Below are 16,401 nucleotides of genomic sequence, written 5' to 3'. Positions count from 1 at the left end.
TCAACATAAGGGAGAGTTAGCGGGAAAATACTCCTTAATAAGTAGCCAGCGGTGCGGTGAGTAATCCTTAATTTATCGCGTTCGGTATAAATTGGGTAAGTGGTTAATTTACCTTATTAATTTCAAGTGAAAACTATCTGTAAATATTGAAGATAAACCTGTTTCACCGATTGCCGGGAGAATTATCGACGGCATTGAGTTACCCATTTCCGAATGGGTATTTTTTTAAGTGGTTATTTTCTTGCAAGAAATAGAGTTAATTTGGAATTTGCTTCGCAAAGTTAATACGCGATCCGATCGAATCGTTGAATAGTTCGTTTTATGAGCAATAATAGGCAGGGAACTAGCCGCGAGAATGACGGATAGATTTTTTAAGGACGGAAACCATGATGCAGACCTACCTGACGTTACGTGCGTTAGCGAGGGGGATTAACCCAGAAACGGGGGAGTTTTTGAATCATACCTCGCTAGTTCATTCTCCAGAGACGATCCGGATGCTGTTTGCCCTGGCAGATGAGTTTTACGCCGAGCGAGAACGGGTGAAAAAGGCGAAGTTATCGCCCGAGGAGCGGCGGCAGAAAAATATTGCCGAGGGTCGGCCTGCCAACTTCAATTTCCCCTGGTCGGAAGAAGACAGGAAGCTATTGGAGGAAGGCTACAGCGCTGGTAAAACGATAGAGGCGTTAAGCGTGGAGTTTGGGCGCTCACTGCGCGGCATTGCGGTTCAGCTTGAAAAAATGGAGCTGATCACCGAAGAGCAGGCCGCCGCTTATAACTGACCGGGTTAAGCCTCCCTTCAGGAGGCCACTTGTCAGCAAGCTTCAATCCACAGGCGAAGTAGGTAGGCGAACGATGTCCTGATTGTCGTTCCCCATCCAATAAACACCTTCTTTTGCCCAGAATGGGCCTTCGACAAAGTCGAGCAGGTCGGAATACTCTTCGTAGAGCAGCTTGCCGTTGCGGTCATAAACCCGCATGTAGCCGGAGTAATGCCCGCCATCGCCAGGCATGGTGAAGCGCGGAATAAACTCGAAGGTTTTATAATTGCGCACCACATACTGTTGGTTGGGGCTCCACTCTTCGTATCGCAGTGTCCCTTGTTTCCACCACTGGTAACAGCCAGCAATGATTATCACCAGTATCGCTAGCACCACCCAGCGCTTACGCTCGCGTACCAGAGTTTCTTGGCTTTTTATTTTTGGCATCAGTGTTCTTTCAGACCCATTCCAATTTCGCTTTTGGCCAGCATACCAGCACCGCCGCTTTTACTGACCTATGTCACATACATAGGCCGCATCAATCTTTATCATGCTGCATAACGTCCGAGGTTCGGAGTTATTTGGAGTCACATCCCTCATGCAGCATCCTACCTTCCCGACGCCATTTCCCTCTTTTCCGTATCACCCAACCCACTGGGGTAAAGGATCTTATCGTGGAGACATCAACGCCGTCTACGGCACGGTTTTATGCCTTGCGTCTGTTACCGCAACAAGACTTGCTGGCTGCACTTCGTGATTTTATCCGGCAGCAGGATTTGCGTGCCGCCTGGATCAGTGGTTGCGTCGGCAGCTTGAGCGACGTGGCGTTGCGTTTTGCCGGTTGCGAAGGCACCACGTTGTTGAGCGGAAAATTTGAAGTGGTCTCACTGATTGGCACGTTGGAGGCCGGAGGCGAACATCTGCATCTGGCCGTGGCCGATGAGCATGGCCATATGACCGGCGGCCATGTGATGGCAGGCTGCACCGTGCGCACCACGCTCGAATTGGTGATTGGGGAATTGAACGATGTCGTATTTAACCGACAACCTTGCGCGCTTTCGGGCTATGACGAATTAAACGTCGAGCAACGCTAATTTTCCTACTAGTTGAGTGAGGTTGTTATGGCACGTAATGGGTTATCGAGTCAGACGTTGGTGTTGATGGTGATTTCAATTGCTATCAACATGATTGGCGGGCAGTTGGTATCGATGCTGAAGCTGCCTATTTTCCTCGATTCTATCGGTACCTTGCTGAGTGCAATTCTCGCCGGGCCGATTATCGGCATGTTGACCGGTTTATTGACCAACCTGATCTGGGGCCTGCTCACCGGCCCGATTGCGGCCGCATTCGCGCCGGTGGCGATGGTGATTGGTTTGGTCGCTGGCTTATTGGCTAGCATCGGTTGGTTCCGGACGTTACCGAAAGTGATCCTGAGTGGCGTAGTGATCACCTTGGCCGTGACGATTGTTGCCGTACCGATCCGAACCTATCTGTTCGCCGGGGTCACTGGCAGTGGCGCAGACTTCTTTGTCGCCTATGTGCATTCAATGGGTAGCAATCTGATCGAATCCGTCGCAATGACTGTGTTGGGGATCAACTTGATAGATAAAGTGCTGGTTGCCATCATCGTCTGGCTATTGGTGCGTAATATGTCGCAGCGAACCTTGCGTAATTTCCCCGCAATGGCTGCCGTGCGTTAATGCACCCGTTCACCTCGCTGGCTCTTTGGCTGGTACTGGGTACCAGCAGCTTGCTGATGCCGTTTGGTTATCCGTTGCTAGCCTATAGCCTGGCGAGCTTTCTATTGCTGATCCTGATGAAAAGTACCCGGCATCGCTGGCGCTATGTGGCGTGGATCATGTTACCCATGGCGGGTGGCTTATGGCTGGTGCATAGCGGTTGGCTGGCATGGTGGCTACGGGGGGAGGCGCGTGATGATAGCGAAATGCTCAACGCTGCCGCGCTCTGGCTACGCTTGTTGGCGTTGCTAAGTTTTGGGCAAATCTGGCTGCAATACGTGCCGCCGCAGCATGTTATTCGCGCTCTGTTTGCCAGCCGTTTGCCGCTCGGGCTGGTCTACCTGCTGGCAGGGCCGCTGCTGGTTGCTGAACAACTGCGAGCGCAACTGGCCGCGATTTATCAGGCACAGCTGGCGCGAGGCGTGCCGCTAGACGGTTATTGGTATCAACGATTGCGCTACATTCCGGCATTGGTTATCCCGTTAACCCACAGTGCGCTGAATGATTTAACCGCGCGCAGCACGGCGCTGGATATGCGCGCTTTTCGGCTGCATCCCAGACGCACAACGCTATGGGCACCTAGCGACAGCCCGCTGCAACGTAGCGTGCGCTATGGCTTGCTGTTGATGGCGGCATTGGAAATAGGAGCCTGGCTGTGGTTGTGGCACTGAATGCGCTGAGCTTTATTCCTCAAGGTAGTCGCTGGCAGTTGGAAAGCATCGAACTACATTGCGAGGTTCCAGGTTTATATGGCATTAGCGGTGGGAATGGCAGCGGAAAAACCACGCTTGCCCAGCTGCTGGCAGGCTGTTTCCCCGACTTCTTACCCGGCACATTACAGGGATCAGGACTGGTCCTCGGTGAGGAAATAGGTTCGCGCCCGCTGGTTGAAATGGCGCAGCAGGTGCAGCTCATTCAACAGGCACCCCAGCTGCAACTTTCCGGCTGTACCTTCACGGTCGAAGAGGAGATCGCCTTCGGGCCGGAGAATCTGTGCCTGGATGAAGCCGAGATAATGGCGCGTATCGAACAGGGGCTGACGTTCACCGATTGCCACGCCTTACGCCATCGTCATCCAGCTACGCTCTCTGGCGGCGAGGCGCAACGGGTGGTGATGGCTTGTGCGCTGGCGATGCGCCCACGGCTACTATTGTTGGATGAAGCCTTTAGCCGCCTGACACCTGAAGCTACCGCCAAGCTGTTACAACAGCTGGCTACTTACGCTAATCAGCAGCAGTGCGTGATTTTGCTCTTTGAGCGGTCACTCACCAAGGTTGCCGCTTATTGCCTGCAAACCTGGGCGCTGGAGCAAGGCAGGCTTTCATTATGCTAACGATTGAATCGCTGGAATATCAGTGGCCAGGCGTGAGCGAACCCATCATTAGCGGTTTGGATTTGACCATTGAGGCGGGGGAATGGGTGGCCCTGATCGGGGATAATGGCGCCGGGAAATCCACGTTATTACGCCTGATGGCCGGGTTGCTAAAACCGACCGGCGGCAAGGTTCTCTTGCAGGGGCAGAATATTGCCACCCTAAAAGCGGCACAGCGTGCGCCGTTGCTGGGAGTATTATTTCAGGAAGCGGAACGGCAGATCTTTCGTAACCGGGTACGCGATGAGATCGCTTTTGGCTTACACCATCAGGGTGTGCGCGGCGATAGTCTGGAGCAGCGTGTTAATCAAACGCTGGCGCTTTGTGAGCTAACGGATGTTGCGGATGCTCACCCATTGGATTTACATGCCGGGCAGCGGCGTATGGTCGCCGTTGCCAGCCTCGCTGCCGTTGCGCCACCTCTGCTGCTGTTGGACGAACCCAGCCGTGACTTTGATAGCTATTGGTTGGGGGTATTTACCCGCTGGTTAGCGGTTTGCCGTTCGCAAGGCACCACCGTGCTGGCCATCAGCCATGATTATGCTTTTGTTAAAACGCACTTTCCGCGTGTGATCCGTTTGGCTGATGGGGTTATTGCGGAGGATGGCGATGCGGGTCGGATAGTGGGCTAGCCTTAAGGCGAACCATTACGAGGATATCCTCGCAATGGCTTAGGCACAGGTTACTGATGATAAGCTTTGCCCTATTCGTGTCGTAGGGGCTAAGCAAAAATGCGCCCGTTAAGTGGTCTATTTCTTATCCAGGCGTTTCGCTGCTGATTCGAGTTGCTTGATGCTTTTTTCCGGCGTAGGGAGATTTTCCGGCATGGTTCCAACTAGTTCTTCAATAGTTTGTCGTACTTTCCTACCTACATCGAAATGGGTCTGATTTGCCTGTTGTTTTGATTTTACCTGGTCGCGGCGCAGTTTTTCTTCCGCTTGGGTTGCTCGGAACAGATTGGCAGCAAGCTCAGTAGAACCCATATGGTCGAGGATTTTTTGGCTCTGTTTTTGCGTGAGGACTTGCCTGGTCGTTTTATTATGACACTGATCTCATAGTCATTTTTCAGCATGTTAACGACAGCATCAAGGAACTCCGCTTTCTGGGTGACCAGCTCAAGCTGTTCTTCAAGTTTCCTGATCCTTTGCTCAGGAGTTAAAGGGGCAGGCGGTTGGCTCATGGGCAACTCCCGGCCGGAGAGATGGGGAAGACCTAGAGCCCAGTTAAGATGGCCATGCTTGCGCGACCAGGTCAGAACGGTGGAACGTCCCTGAATACCATAGCGCAGTTGAGCCTGTTTGTAGGTCATTTCGCCTTTTTCAACCTGCTCAACAACAGCAATTTTAAAAGACAAAGGATAGTCACGTTGTGTGCGTTTAAACTCGGCCATTATCACGTTCTCCGGATTTAAGTCGAAAACGTGTCAACGCTATTCAGGACGGGTCAATCACTACAAAAAGCCCGCTAATGTGCGGGCTCTAAGGTTTTTAGCTATCCAGTGGTAGCGACTGAATTTATTCATTGAGTATTGGCGTCTAAGCCTTGTGGATACTGGATTTCTTATAATGCGTTTTTTGATCGTGTACACCCATGTGTACACGGTAAAACGGAGTGCTATACCATTCCGACTATTTTTTAACCTCAAGCTGTCGCCGCTGCCATTAGGGGGCAACCTGCCTTGCTTTGCTCAACCGATCCCGATACTGAAAATATTACCCAAAGGACATTTTTGTCCCCTGGTACATACGGGATTATCCCGCATCATGGATCTGTTGCCTTTGTGGCTCGATTACCTCTCATGGCTCTACCGGAATCTTTTTCCGGTATCCGCTAAGATAGTACCGATTTGGTGGATACCAAAGTGGATACCCCGCGCACGGATACCAGGTGCACACTCCAAAACAGCCTTTTCGGTGCGAACCAGAGCCGCGCAGATTGCGCGCATCGAGCATGAGCCGGGTAGGTATAGTGATTTCCTCTATACCTTCAAGAGCGGCCAGCACAAAGGCCTGATGCGAATGAAACTACAATTGAAACGTTCAACTCGCTAGAAGAAGCGCAAAAACATATGAACAGATAGCCAGTTAAATAGGAATTTAATATGTATTAACTTAAAGAATATCATCATTGTAAATAGTTGTTTTCATATTTATGTTTTGGCCTGGTACCGTGATAGGATAACATTGGATTTTTCAACGCATTCATTACAAGGAGTTTACCGTGAGCTTTAATATATTTTTAAGTTTATCCGGCCAGCAGCAAGGTTTAATCTCTGCCGGTTGTAACACAATGGATTCAATCGGTAATAGATGTCAAAAAAATCATCCAGACGAAATTCAAGTGCTATCGTTAAATCATGGTGTTACACGCGAACAACATTGCAACCACTTGCCTGTTGATGTCGTAAAGCCTATAGATAAATCATCACCATTAATCGCTCTTGCAGTATCCAATAATGAAAAACTCACCGCTATTTTTCAAGTCTATTGGCTCAACCAATCAGGTGTATTGGAAGTGTTCTACGAAGTAAAATTAACTAATGCGACCATTATAAGCTTAAATTCAACTTACCCGCATGTGGTTAATAGCGCTGGGGTAATGCCATATGAATCACTTTCATTAAAATACGAGTCGATTACATGGGCGCACAAAATAGCGGGAACTTCTGGCTATAGTATCTGGGATGATCGCGTTTATTGAATTGCAAGCTAAAATTAAATTGCTTGTGTGTAGGCAAGCAATTTAAAAAGTGTACATTGGCTACCTGATTTTATTTACTAACACTATGCTAATATAGAGTGAGAACAAAATACCAACAACTGAAAGTGCATAAAAAAGCTTATCAGGAAAGACACTCGCCAACGCTATGCATAATAATGAAAGAACAAGCGCCAACACATAACTTAAGATATCCAATGTAACAGAACGGATCGCTTTAAACATATGCATTACCTCTTGTAAAACACATCAGCCAAGGCAAACATCAGCGCATCTGCGTTTGTGCTGTCATTAGAAAGAGATACTTTTATTAATGGGTCTATTTTTTTTGCAATAATAAAATACAGCATCTCAACCTCTTGAGAGTACAACATATTATAAATAACTCTATTCTCCCGTCTTAGCGCCCTTGCTGCCACGGCTGCTTTATCAAAATAACTATATATTTGGAATGCTGTTAGCATTCTTGCCACGACTTGCCTAGAAGAGATAATTACATCCGGGGAGCTTGATATTCTTAATGTGATCAACTGAACTAAAACCTCTATCAAAGCAATCTTTGCAGCTGCTTTTATAGCTTGCTTCGCAATGGTGTCAGTTACTTTGTCTTCAATCTCTGATCGCCTTTCCGTTAGGTTTTTTTTTGTTCGTTCAGGCATTGTTGCAAATACAAAATTTACAATGGTCAATGTCATCTCATAGATGACATTAGGCTTTTTAACCAGAGAAAAGATAGAGCGAAGCATACGAGAATCTTCTTCACGAATCATATTGCTATGTGCTGAGATAAGATTCATGTACTGTGGGTTGGTGTACCCAATAGAAACCTGTGGCGATATAAGTGCAAGCGATCTAATCGCGCCTGTTTCAATATCTCTCACACCATCACGTAAAGCCCCACTCGCCTTTTCTATAAATGCATCAAAATATTTAGCTAACACTTCATTGGATGATTGATTGTAGTCCATCTATTCACACTCCTTATGATTTTTTAGCATGGTACCCACATCATAGCAAAAAATAACAAATGCTGGCCTATGCCATTTAAAACTTAAGCAGTTACACGTAGCATAATGTAACTATAGCCATGATAAGTCTATCCCTGATTTTAGCATCACTGACCAAGATAAGAAGCTATCGAGGTTCGAGCGTGAGCAAATCCAACTTAGTGGCGTTCCGGGTTCCGGCTGATTTACAGGATGCCTTTAATCAGGCCGTGGCGGCCTCAGGTGGCGATAAGTCGGCTTGGCTTGTCGATGCCATCAGAAGCAAGCTCAATCGCCCTGTGGCTGATTCTGATAAGCGTATGTTGGTGCTGGTGGAATGAATGGAAACGGCTGGGCATTAACGCCAGCCTGATTACTGCCGCCCTGGCGAGATAGCTACCGCCTCGGCGCTGGTGCGGAGATCCAGCAGGTCTTTGCCGTCCAGGGTAAGACCTTGCTGGCGGACTGCGCTGATTAGCGTCTGCTCTATGGCTTTATGGTCTAACATGGCGTTACCTGCAGGTGTGGCCCGTCCTTGCGGTGAGGGGGCTTGAACGTCGCAATTTGTCGCTATGACGAAAACCCTCCGAACCTTATCAAATATTATCATCCGGTGCCGGAACTGAAAGCGCCTGAACGTTATGATTTGTTACTATCTGGCGTGTTTTGTACTCCACACAAAGAGGGGCGCAAGGTAGCGGCCTTAGTTTGAGCAAGGTGTAACTTTCTTGCCTGCTCAAGATCTGCCGGGCGTGACAGCAAAAACTCCGTCTTCAGTATCCCGTTCACCCTTTCCGCCATTATCACGTTCTCCGGATTTAAGTCGAAAACGTATCAACGCTATTCAGGACGGGTCAATAACAACAAAAAAGCCCGCTGTTATGCGAGCCTCATGGTTTTATGCGGTTTTCTTGATAGTTCCTGAATACTTACTCAATGTTCTGAATTTGCTCGCGCATCTGCTCAATCAGTACCTTCAGCTCAATGGCTGAGGTAGTCACTTCGGCATTGATCGACTTGGACGCCAGCGTATTCGATTCGCGATTGAATTCCTGCATCATAAAGTCGAGGCGACGGCCAACGGCTTCTTTCTTCTTCAGGATATTGTGCGTCTCTTTGACGTGCGCTTCCAGGCGGTCCAGCTCTTCGGCGACGTCGATACGCTGTGCCATCAGCACCAATTCCTGCTCCAGGCGAGTGTTTTCCAACTGTACCTGGGCTTCTTCCAGCTTGCTGACCAAACGTTCGCGCTGCCATTGCAGGATATTAGGCATCTGGGCGCGTACTTTGGCCACTTCGGCGCTCACGCCGTCGAGGCGTTGCTCGATCAGGGCTTTCAGCGCGGTGCCTTCGCTTTCGCGTGCCACGATGAAATCATCCAGTGCGCCTTCCAGCGCCTGCATCAGCTCGTTGCTGATGAGGTCCAGATCCTGTTCCTGAGCGGACATCACGCCCGGCCAGCGCAGGACGTCGATCGGATCGATTTCCCCTTCGTCGCTCTGCATTTTGACCCAGTTGGCGGCTTCAACCAGCTGCTTGGCCAGTTTTTCGTTCAGGATCATCGAGCTTTGTGCGCTTGGGTCGAGCTCAAAGCGCAGGTTGCACTCCACTTTGCCACGCGTCAGGCGGCCACGGATACGCTCGCGGATCACTGGCTCGAGGCTGCGGAACTGCTCAGGCAAGCGGATGTAGGTTTCTAAATAGCGTTGGTTAACGGAACGCAGCTCCCAAGCTGCGCTGCCCCATTCACCCTTGATTTCACGCCGGGCGTAGGCGGTCATGCTGCGGATCATTGTGCGTACCCGTAAATAGGAAAAGATGGAACGATTATAGCGTTGCACCTGCGGGCAGGATAGGCATAACGTCACGAAGCCCGTATAATGCGCAGCCAAACGTTAATAAGAAGCCGGAGAGAGCCCATGCGTCCTGCAGGCAGAGCACCACAACAAGTTCGCCCCCTGACACTGACCCGTCACTACACGAAACACGCTGAAGGTTCAGTGCTGGTTGAGTTTGGCGATACCAAAGTTTTGTGCACCGCCACGGTAGAAGAGGGCGTTCCGCGCTTTTTGAAAGGCCAAGGGCAAGGGTGGATCACCGCAGAATACGGCATGTTGCCGCGTTCTACCCACAGCCGTAATGCCCGCGAAGCGGCCAAAGGCAAGCAGGGTGGCCGTACGTTGGAGATCCAGCGTCTGATCGCTCGTTCACTGCGTGCCGCAGTGGATCTGAAAAAACTCGGTGAGTTCACCATCACTCTGGACTGCGATGTGCTGCAAGCCGATGGCGGCACCCGTACCGCTTCTATCTCCGGAGCCTGTGTGGCACTGGCCGATGCGCTGAATGCGCTGGTTGCCGCCGGTAAACTGAAAGCCAACCCGATGAAAGGGATGGTGGCCGCAGTTTCTGTCGGCATCGTTGGCGGCGAAGCGCTGTGCGATCTGGAGTATGTGGAAGATTCCGCCGCAGAAACCGATATGAACGTGGTGATGATGGAAGATGGCCGCATGATCGAGGTGCAAGGCACCGCCGAGGGTGAGCCGTTCAGCCACGATGAGCTATTGGCGCTACTGGCGCTGGCCCGAGGGGGCATCGAAACCATCTTCCAGGCGCAGAAAGCGGCGCTGGCAGACTGATTTTTAAAGGCGACCAAGCAGTCGCCTTTTTTATGCCCGGAAAATAGAACCAAAGTTATCGACCCAATTAGGAGAAGCAGTAATGAAAGCCTACCAGCGCCAGTTTATCGAGTTTGCGCTCCGCAAGCAGGTATTGAAATTCGGCGAGTTCACCCTGAAATCCGGCCGTACCAGCCCCTATTTCTTCAATGCCGGCCTGTTTAATACCGGGCGTGATCTGGCGCTGTTAGGGCGTTTTTATGCCGAAGCGCTGGTGGATTCCGGCATCGAGTTCGATCTGCTGTTTGGCCCAGCCTACAAAGGTATCCCGATCGCGACCACCACCGCAGTGGCATTGGCAGAACATCACAATCTCGATGTGCCTTATTGCTTCAACCGTAAGGAAGCCAAGGAACATGGTGAAGGCGGTACGCTGGTAGGCAGCCCGTTGCAGGGGCGTGTGATGCTGGTAGATGACGTGATCACCGCCGGGACGGCCATCCGCGAATCGATGGAAATTATCAGTGCCCATAACGCCAGCCTGGCAGGTGTGCTGATTTCTCTCGATCGTCAGGAACGTGGCCGTGCCGACATTTCTGCAATCCAGGAAGTGGAGCGTGATTATCACTGCAAAGTGATCTCGATTATTACGCTCAAGGAGTTGATTGCTTACCTGGAAGAGCAGCCGGAAATGGCCGAAAGCCTGGTGGCCGTGAAGGCATATCGCGAGCAGTACGGGGTTTAAAATAATTGCGCCGGGTTGAACCCGGCGCGATTTGTTACTGCAGTTGTGCCGCTAACAGCGGCCAGCGGGCATCGAAATCCTGCGTTGGGCGGTAGCGGAATTCAGAGCGAATATAGCGCGACAGCATCCCTTCACAAAAAGCCAGGATCTGGCTGGCCAGCAAGGTCTCATCGACGATAAAGCCCTTTCCTTCCCGTAGCTTACGTTCCTTCAACACCTGACGCAGTTGCGCTTCAATCCGCTCGAACAGCTGGTTGATCCTACCCTGCAGGCGATCCTGCTCAAACATCAGCGCGTGGCCGGTCATGATCCTGGTAAGGCCTGGGTTGCGTTCTGCAAACCCCAGTACCAACAATACAATCAGGCGTAGGCGGTTGAACGTCTCTTTTTCATCCTGCAAGATCAGGTTGATGCGCGTTATCAGGCTATCTTCAATAAACTCGATCAGGCTATCAAACATCCGCGTCTTGCTGGGGAAATGCCGATAAAGGGCAGCCTCAGAGACACCAACGTTTGCGGCAAGCTTGGCTGTGGTAATGCGCTGGCTGCCGTCGCTGGATTCCAGCATCTGGGCTAACGCCTGCAATATCTCCTCACGCCGATTCCTTTTGGTATTTTCTTTTTCTGCCATGTTTGATTAGACCCTTGCTAAAACGGCTTATCCCCTCAATCTCTTCGGGTATAGATTTGCGAAAACCCGCGCACCGGCCGTTGCAGAGTAAACTCTGTGCGGCTTATAAGATCGCTGTTGTACGGTGTAATGGCTAACAGGTCTTTCAGACCCTTATTCTCCGTGCGTTACTCTCAATTGCCAGACCAACCGTGCCGCATTGCAAGCGGCGCGGTTGCAGGCGCCATCCCTGTAAATCATTCGGTTACGGGCAGGTTCTATTGGCGACCGGAGTGGCCAAAACCACCGGTACCCCGTTCGCTGCTATCGAACTCTTCCACCAGATTAAACTCGGCTTGCACTACCGGCACAAATACCATCTGTGCGATGCGTTCACCCGGCTCGATAGTGAAGGATTTCTGGCCACGGTTCCATACGGATACCATCAGTTGGCCCTGATAATCGGAATCGATCAGGCCAACCAGGTTACCCAGCACGACGCCGTGCTTATGGCCCAGACCGGAGCGCGGCAGGATCACTGCAGCAAGACCGGTATCGGCGATGTGGATTGCCAGGCCGGTAGGCAGTAGAGTGGTTTCGCCCGGAGCCAGCTCAACCGCGCTGTCCAGACAAGCTCGCAGATCAAGCCCGGCAGAGCCTGGGGTGGCATAGGTCGGCAGTGGGAAATCTTGACCGATACGTGGGTCAAGGATCTTAACGTCGATTTTTTTCATCATAACGGCTGACTATCTCGTCTAGTAAACGTTGGCCAAGGAGTGCCTTGTCGCTATGCGGCAGGCGCTTGTCTCCATCCTGCCAAAAAAGATGCAGGGCATTGGTATCACTGTTAAAACCGTGCTCTGCAAGCGATACATCGTTAGCGCAGATTAAATCCAGTTTTTTACGCAGTAGTTTTTGTCGCGCATATTCTTCCACATTCTGGGTTTCAGCCGCAAACCCGACGACAAAGGGACGATTTTTGCTCATCGCGGCAACGCCCGCGACAATATCTGGATTCTTGATCATCTTGAGGATGATTTCATCACCCTGCTTTTTGATTTTCTCATCGGCAATCTGTTCTGCCCGGTAATCCGCCACGGCAGCGCAGGAGATAAAGATGTTCTGCTGCGCGGCGTGTTGTTGTACCGCTTGCTGCATTTCCAGCGCGCTGACAACATCCACACGGGTTACCCAAGGCGGCGTAGGCAGGCTGACCGGCCCGGCGACCAACGTGACTTGCGCACCGCGAGCGGCGGCGGCCTTGGCGATAGCAAAACCCATCTTGCCGGAGCTGTGGTTGCTGACGAACCGCACCGGATCCAGTGCCTCACGGGTGGGGCCCGCGGTGATCATAATCTTTAAATGTTGCAGATCCTGCGGCGCAGAGAAATGAGCGTTAGCCAGTTCCACTATCGCCAACGGATCCAGCATGCGGCCAGGCCCGATATCACCACAGGCCTGGCTACCGCTGTCTGGCCCCCACAGCAGCACACCACGCCCTTGTAGGGTCTGTAGATTGGCCTGAGTGGCGGCTGCGCGATACATCTGTTGGTTCATGGCCGGTGCTGCCGCGATCGGAGCATCGGTAGCCAGGCAGACCGTGGTCAGCAGATCGTTGGCCATGCCGGCGGCAACGCGGGCCAGCAGATCGGCGGTGGCCGGAGCCAGGATCACCAGATCGGCCCATTTGCCCAATTCAATATGGCCCATGGCAGCTTCTGCTGCGGGATCCAGCAGATCGTCGAAAACCGGATAGCCGGAAACGGCCTGCAGCGTCAGTGGGGTAATGAAGGCTTTGGCAGCGCTGGTCATCACCACTCTTACCTCGGCGCCTCTGTCGCGCAGGCGGCGCACCAGCTCAGGGCATTTGTAAGCGGCGATACCGCCACTGATGCCAAGCACAATATGTTTGCCGGAAAGTCCCGTCATCATGATTGTCCGATTGAAATCCGAAAGAGGCGGACATTTTAGCATAACCGCTGCCAGGTGGAGCGATTCTGCTGTGTATGCAGCCAGTTACATGCGGGTTTTCGTAACACTTCGCAATATTATCAATCACCTGTCGCACGATGAAATTCCCCGTGACATGCTGCTGTAGCAGGCAGGGAGGTGGCAATGAGCAATCAGGATATGTCGTTATGGCCTGGGGCTTTGGCACCCAGGGAAAAATTGATGCGTGATGGCGCAGCGGCGCTCTCCGATAGGGAGCTGTTGGCAATTTTCTTGCGAACCGGGCTACCTGGGGTTCACGTCTCACAGCGGGCCGAACAGTTGCTGGCGCACTTTGGTTCGCTGTATCACCTGGTTTCGGCGGACTACGAACAGTTTCATAGTCAGAAAGGGTTGGGGATTGCCACCTATGCGCAGCTGCAGGCAATTTCCGAATTGGCCTTCCGGCTGTTTTCCGGCCCCCATTTGCTGGAAAACGCGCTGCTGAACCCGAAAATTACCCAGCATTATCTGCACAGTTTGCTGGCTCACCACGAGCGAGAGGTGTTTTTAGTGTTGTTTTTAGACAATCAGCACCGGGTTATTCGCCATCAGGAGATGTTTGCTGGTACCATCAACAGCGTCGTTGTCCACCCAAGAGAAATTGTGCGTGCGGCGTTGAAGGCTAATGCAGCAGCCCTCATTCTGGCGCATAATCACCCTTCGGGTAAGGCTGAACCCAGTCACGCCGACCGTTTGATAACCGAGCAAGTGGTTAATGCCTGCCGGTTATTGGAGATCCGAGTGCTCGATCATTTGGTGATAGGCCGGGGTGAATGCGTCTCTTTTGCCGAGCGCGGATGGCTATAAGCAACTTTTTCGCGATCCTTGAGGGATCTTTAGCTGTTCGGGACTTGAGCACTTACGCTTCAGAGCGTATACTACGCCACCTTTGAGAATCTTGGGTTTGGCGTTAAGAGCCTATCTCAGCAGGTTTCCAACCTGATGTGAGGTTTCTGACCTGATGACGAGAGTCTCCTCAGTATGAAGTTTGCTGAGATGGGCTCTAAAAGCCTGACGAGGCGGCCATACCCTATACGAAGCTCGAGCTGATTTGATTTTTGGAGAATAAGACATGTCACGAGTCTGCCAAGTTACTGGCAAGCGCCCGGTGAGCGGTAACAACCGTTCCCACGCAATGAACGCGACCAAACGCCGTTTTCTGCCTAACCTGCACTCACACCGTTTTTGGGTTGAGGCTGAGAAGCGCTTTGTAACTCTGCGTGTATCTGCTAAAGGTATGCGTGTTATCGATAAGAAGGGTATTGAGACGGTCTTGGCCGATCTGCGTGCCCGTGGTGAGAAGTATTAAGGAACTGCATCATGGCTAAAGGTGTTCGCGAGAAGATCAAGCTGGTTTCTTCTGCTGGTACTGGTCACTTCTATACCACCACGAAGAACAAGCGTACTAAGCCGGAAAAATTGGAACTGAAGAAATTCGATCCAGTTGTCCGTCAACACGTGATCTACAAAGAAGCTAAAATTAAATAATTTTAGTGGATTAATGAAAACCCGGCCTCGGCCGGGTTTTTTCATTTTATAGGGGTTGCAAACGGAGAGGGAGCCAGTCATGCCTGAATTACCAGAAGTCGAAACCAGCCGCCGTGGTATCGAGCCTTATCTTGTTGGCCATACCATCCAGTATGCGGTGGTGCGTAACGCTCGCCTGCGTTGGCCGGTCTCCGAGCAGATCCTGGCGCTGAGCGATCGGCCGGTGCGCAGCGTACAGCGCCGTGCCAAGTATCTGCTGATCGAGTTGGACCACGGCTGGATTATCGTGCATCTGGGGATGTCTGGCAGCTTGCGTATGCTGGCAGAGGAAATCGAGCCAGGTAAGCATGACCACGTCGATCTGGTGATGAGCAACGGTTTTATCCTGCGCTACACCGACCCGCGCCGCTTTGGTGCCTGGCTATGGTGTGACGATCTGGCCGCCAGCAACGTGTTGGCTCATCTTGGCCCGGAACCGCTGGGTGAAGAGTTCAATGGCGCCTACCTGTACGAGAAGTCCCGTAATAAGCGTACGCTGATCAAGCCTTGGTTGATGGATAACAAGCTGGTGGTTGGCGTGGGGAATATCTATGCCAGCGAATCGCTGTTTACCGCCGGGATCCTGCCAGATCGTCAGGCGGGATCCTTGACCAAGGCGCAGGCGGATCTGCTGGCCGAAACCATCAAGGCGGTGTTGCTGCGTTCAATTGAACAAGGGGGAACGACGTTGCGTGACTTCCTGCAGTCGGACGGTAAGCCGGGGTATTTCGCGCAGGAACTGCAGGTCTATGGCCGGGCAGGTGAACCTTGCCGCGCCTGTGGCACACCGATCGAGAGCGCCAAACACGGGCAGCGCAGCACCTTCTTCTGCCGCCGCTGCCAGCGATGATTACTGCGCGGCCAGCTTTTCCATCAGCGCTTTGGTGACGACATCCGGCAAGAACGGTGCGATGTCGCCGCCATGGCGTGCCACTTCCTTCACCAAGGAAGAAGAGATAAATGACCACTGCTCGGAAGGCATCAGAAACACGCTTTCCAACGTTGGCATCAGATGGCGGTTCATGTTCGCCAGCTGCAATTCATATTCAAAGTCGGATACCGCACGCAGGCCGCGTATCAGAATATTGGCGTTCTGATGGGCGGCGAAGTGCGCCATCAACTCGCTGAACCCCAGCACCTCGACGTTATCCAGATGAGAGGTCACCTGCGTGGCCAGGGCAACGCGTTCTTCCAGCGAAAACAGCGGTTTTTTGCTCGAACTGGCGGCAATGGCCAGGATCACGTGATCAAACATCAGTGAGGCGCGGGTGACCAGGTCCAAATGGCCGTTGGTCATTGGATCGAAGGTACCTGGGTAGATGGCTTTGCTGCTCATGGT

22 protein-coding genes and 2 pseudogenes are annotated in these 16,401 nt (G+C 51.9%); 14 read left to right on the top strand and 10 right to left on the bottom strand.

The features are described 5' to 3' along the window. The first annotated feature begins 389 nt into the window (after positions 1-389). Entirely contained in the window at positions 390-779 is a 390-nt protein-coding gene (locus tag KGP16_RS26005) for a hypothetical protein (protein WP_024482934.1), read from the top strand. A 42-nt stretch (positions 780-821) separates the two neighbouring features. On the opposite strand, the gene KGP16_RS26000 is transcribed toward KGP16_RS26005, so the two are convergent. Further along, the gene (locus KGP16_RS26000) at positions 822-1,205 is read right to left on the bottom strand and encodes a hypothetical protein (protein WP_223500546.1); all 384 of its coding nucleotides are present in this window, start codon (positions 1,203-1,205) and stop codon (positions 822-824) included. 224 nt (positions 1,206-1,429) lie between these two features. On the opposite strand from KGP16_RS26000, the gene KGP16_RS25995 reads away from it, so the two are divergent. From KGP16_RS25995 to KGP16_RS25975, 5 genes are read left to right on the top strand one after another with little or no spacing between them, the layout of a single operon-like run. Continuing rightward, entirely contained in the window at positions 1,430-1,852 is a 423-nt protein-coding gene (locus tag KGP16_RS25995) for a PPC domain-containing DNA-binding protein (RefSeq protein ID WP_179247017.1), read from the top strand. Positions 1,853-1,879: 27 nt separating this feature from the next. After that, the gene (locus KGP16_RS25990) at positions 1,880-2,458 is read left to right on the top strand and encodes an ECF transporter S component (protein ID WP_021807285.1); all 579 of its coding nucleotides are present in this window, start codon (positions 1,880-1,882) and stop codon (positions 2,456-2,458) included. Beyond that, a complete protein-coding gene (locus tag KGP16_RS25985; RefSeq protein ID WP_223500544.1) occupies positions 2,458-3,168 on the top strand; it encodes an energy-coupling factor transporter transmembrane component T in 711 nt (236 codons plus the stop codon). The genes KGP16_RS25990 and KGP16_RS25985 overlap by 1 nt, the downstream gene beginning before the upstream one ends. Beyond that, a complete protein-coding gene (locus KGP16_RS25980; RefSeq protein ID WP_371822652.1) occupies positions 3,153-3,830 on the top strand; it encodes an energy-coupling factor ABC transporter ATP-binding protein in 678 nt (225 codons plus the stop codon). The genes KGP16_RS25985 and KGP16_RS25980 overlap by 16 nt, the downstream gene beginning before the upstream one ends. Then, positions 3,824-4,501, top strand: a complete 678-nt coding sequence (locus tag KGP16_RS25975) for an ABC transporter ATP-binding protein (RefSeq protein ID WP_223500543.1) — start codon at positions 3,824-3,826, stop codon at positions 4,499-4,501. The genes KGP16_RS25980 and KGP16_RS25975 overlap by 7 nt, the downstream gene beginning before the upstream one ends. A 117-nt stretch (positions 4,502-4,618) precedes the next feature. Here the strand turns inward: KGP16_RS25975 and dinD are convergent. Together dinD and KGP16_RS25965 are read right to left on the bottom strand one after the other, a co-directional pair. Continuing rightward, positions 4,619-4,879: pseudogene (dinD, locus tag KGP16_RS25970) on the bottom strand (DNA damage-inducible protein D); the annotation flags it as partial. Continuing rightward, a pseudogene (locus tag KGP16_RS25965) lies at positions 4,874-5,259 on the bottom strand (IS3 family transposase); the annotation flags it as partial. The pseudogenes KGP16_RS25965 and dinD, both read right to left, overlap by 6 nt. Before the next feature lie 830 nt (positions 5,260-6,089). Between KGP16_RS25965 and KGP16_RS25960 the strand changes: the two are divergent. Continuing rightward, positions 6,090-6,569, top strand: coding sequence for an Hcp family type VI secretion system effector (locus KGP16_RS25960; RefSeq protein ID WP_094981559.1), 480 nt, complete (start codon positions 6,090-6,092; stop codon positions 6,567-6,569). Positions 6,570-6,817: 248 nt separating this feature from the next. Here KGP16_RS25960 and KGP16_RS25955 read toward each other — a convergent pair whose 3' ends face one another. Then, complete coding sequence (locus tag KGP16_RS25955) at positions 6,818-7,555, bottom strand: hypothetical protein (RefSeq protein ID WP_094981560.1); 738 nt, start codon at positions 7,553-7,555, stop codon at positions 6,818-6,820. Between the two features lie 182 nt (positions 7,556-7,737). On the opposite strand from KGP16_RS25955, the gene KGP16_RS25950 reads away from it, so the two are divergent. Further along, positions 7,738-7,914 carry a hypothetical protein gene (locus KGP16_RS25950; protein WP_172413921.1) on the top strand — a complete coding sequence of 59 codons (177 nt, stop codon included), beginning with the start codon at positions 7,738-7,740 and terminating at the stop codon, positions 7,912-7,914. 32 nt (positions 7,915-7,946) lie between these two features. Here the strand turns inward: KGP16_RS25950 and KGP16_RS27615 are convergent, their stop codons facing one another. Both KGP16_RS27615 and KGP16_RS25945 read right to left on the bottom strand, forming a co-directional pair. Then, entirely contained in the window at positions 7,947-8,081 is a 135-nt protein-coding gene (locus KGP16_RS27615) for a hypothetical protein (RefSeq protein WP_256444953.1), read from the bottom strand. 421 nt (positions 8,082-8,502) lie between these two features. Further along, a complete protein-coding gene (locus KGP16_RS25945; protein ID WP_179248768.1) occupies positions 8,503-9,366 on the bottom strand; it encodes a YicC/YloC family endoribonuclease in 864 nt (287 codons plus the stop codon). Between the two features lie 126 nt (positions 9,367-9,492). Here KGP16_RS25945 and rph point away from each other — a divergent pair, with 126 nt between their 5' ends. Beyond that, positions 9,493-10,209 (top strand): ribonuclease PH, encoded by a 717-nt coding sequence (gene rph, locus KGP16_RS25940; RefSeq protein WP_024482927.1) that lies wholly within the window; start codon positions 9,493-9,495, stop codon positions 10,207-10,209. 82 nt (positions 10,210-10,291) lie between these two features. Further along, entirely contained in the window at positions 10,292-10,933 is a 642-nt protein-coding gene (gene pyrE / locus KGP16_RS25935; protein WP_059199331.1) for an orotate phosphoribosyltransferase, read from the top strand. A gap of 34 nt (positions 10,934-10,967) precedes the next feature. Here pyrE and slmA read toward each other — a convergent pair whose 3' ends face one another. From slmA to coaBC, 3 genes are all read right to left on the bottom strand, one after another. Then, on the bottom strand, positions 10,968-11,564 hold the full coding sequence (gene slmA, locus KGP16_RS25930) for a nucleoid occlusion factor SlmA (protein ID WP_021181838.1): 597 nt from the start codon (positions 11,562-11,564) through the stop codon (positions 10,968-10,970). Between the two features lie 257 nt (positions 11,565-11,821). Further along, on the bottom strand, positions 11,822-12,280 hold the full coding sequence (gene dut / locus KGP16_RS25925; RefSeq protein ID WP_039996197.1) for a dUTP diphosphatase: 459 nt from the start codon (positions 12,278-12,280) through the stop codon (positions 11,822-11,824). Then, complete coding sequence (gene coaBC, locus KGP16_RS25920; protein WP_021807279.1) at positions 12,258-13,475, bottom strand: bifunctional phosphopantothenoylcysteine decarboxylase/phosphopantothenate--cysteine ligase CoaBC; 1,218 nt, start codon at positions 13,473-13,475, stop codon at positions 12,258-12,260. The genes dut and coaBC overlap by 23 nt, the downstream gene beginning before the upstream one ends. Before the next feature lie 183 nt (positions 13,476-13,658). Here coaBC and radC point away from each other — a divergent pair, with 183 nt between their 5' ends. The 4 genes from radC (at position 13,659) to mutM (ending at position 15,912) form a co-directional block, all read left to right on the top strand. Then, the gene (gene radC, locus KGP16_RS25915) at positions 13,659-14,342 is read left to right on the top strand and encodes a DNA repair protein RadC (RefSeq protein WP_037376444.1); all 684 of its coding nucleotides are present in this window, start codon (positions 13,659-13,661) and stop codon (positions 14,340-14,342) included. A gap of 265 nt (positions 14,343-14,607) precedes the next feature. After that, the gene (gene rpmB / locus KGP16_RS25910; protein ID WP_004931195.1) at positions 14,608-14,844 is read left to right on the top strand and encodes a 50S ribosomal protein L28; all 237 of its coding nucleotides are present in this window, start codon (positions 14,608-14,610) and stop codon (positions 14,842-14,844) included. Between the two features lie 11 nt (positions 14,845-14,855). Beyond that, positions 14,856-15,023 (top strand): 50S ribosomal protein L33, encoded by a 168-nt coding sequence (rpmG, locus tag KGP16_RS25905; RefSeq protein WP_004392084.1) that lies wholly within the window; start codon positions 14,856-14,858, stop codon positions 15,021-15,023. A gap of 79 nt (positions 15,024-15,102) precedes the next feature. After that, a complete protein-coding gene (gene mutM / locus KGP16_RS25900) occupies positions 15,103-15,912 on the top strand; it encodes a bifunctional DNA-formamidopyrimidine glycosylase/DNA-(apurinic or apyrimidinic site) lyase (RefSeq protein WP_223498621.1) in 810 nt (269 codons plus the stop codon). Here the strand turns inward: mutM and coaD are convergent, their stop codons facing one another. Further along, the gene (coaD, locus tag KGP16_RS25895; protein WP_021807277.1) at positions 15,913-16,398 is read right to left on the bottom strand and encodes a pantetheine-phosphate adenylyltransferase; all 486 of its coding nucleotides are present in this window, start codon (positions 16,396-16,398) and stop codon (positions 15,913-15,915) included. Between the last annotated feature and the right edge of the window lie 3 nt (positions 16,399-16,401).

The organism is Serratia sp. JSRIV006 (assembly GCF_019968685.1).
Taxonomy (GTDB): domain Bacteria; phylum Pseudomonadota; class Gammaproteobacteria; order Enterobacterales; family Enterobacteriaceae; genus Chania; species Chania fonticola_B.
The sequence above is the reverse complement of the archived record's forward strand: the minus strand, read 5'-3'. Positions and strand labels throughout refer to the sequence as shown.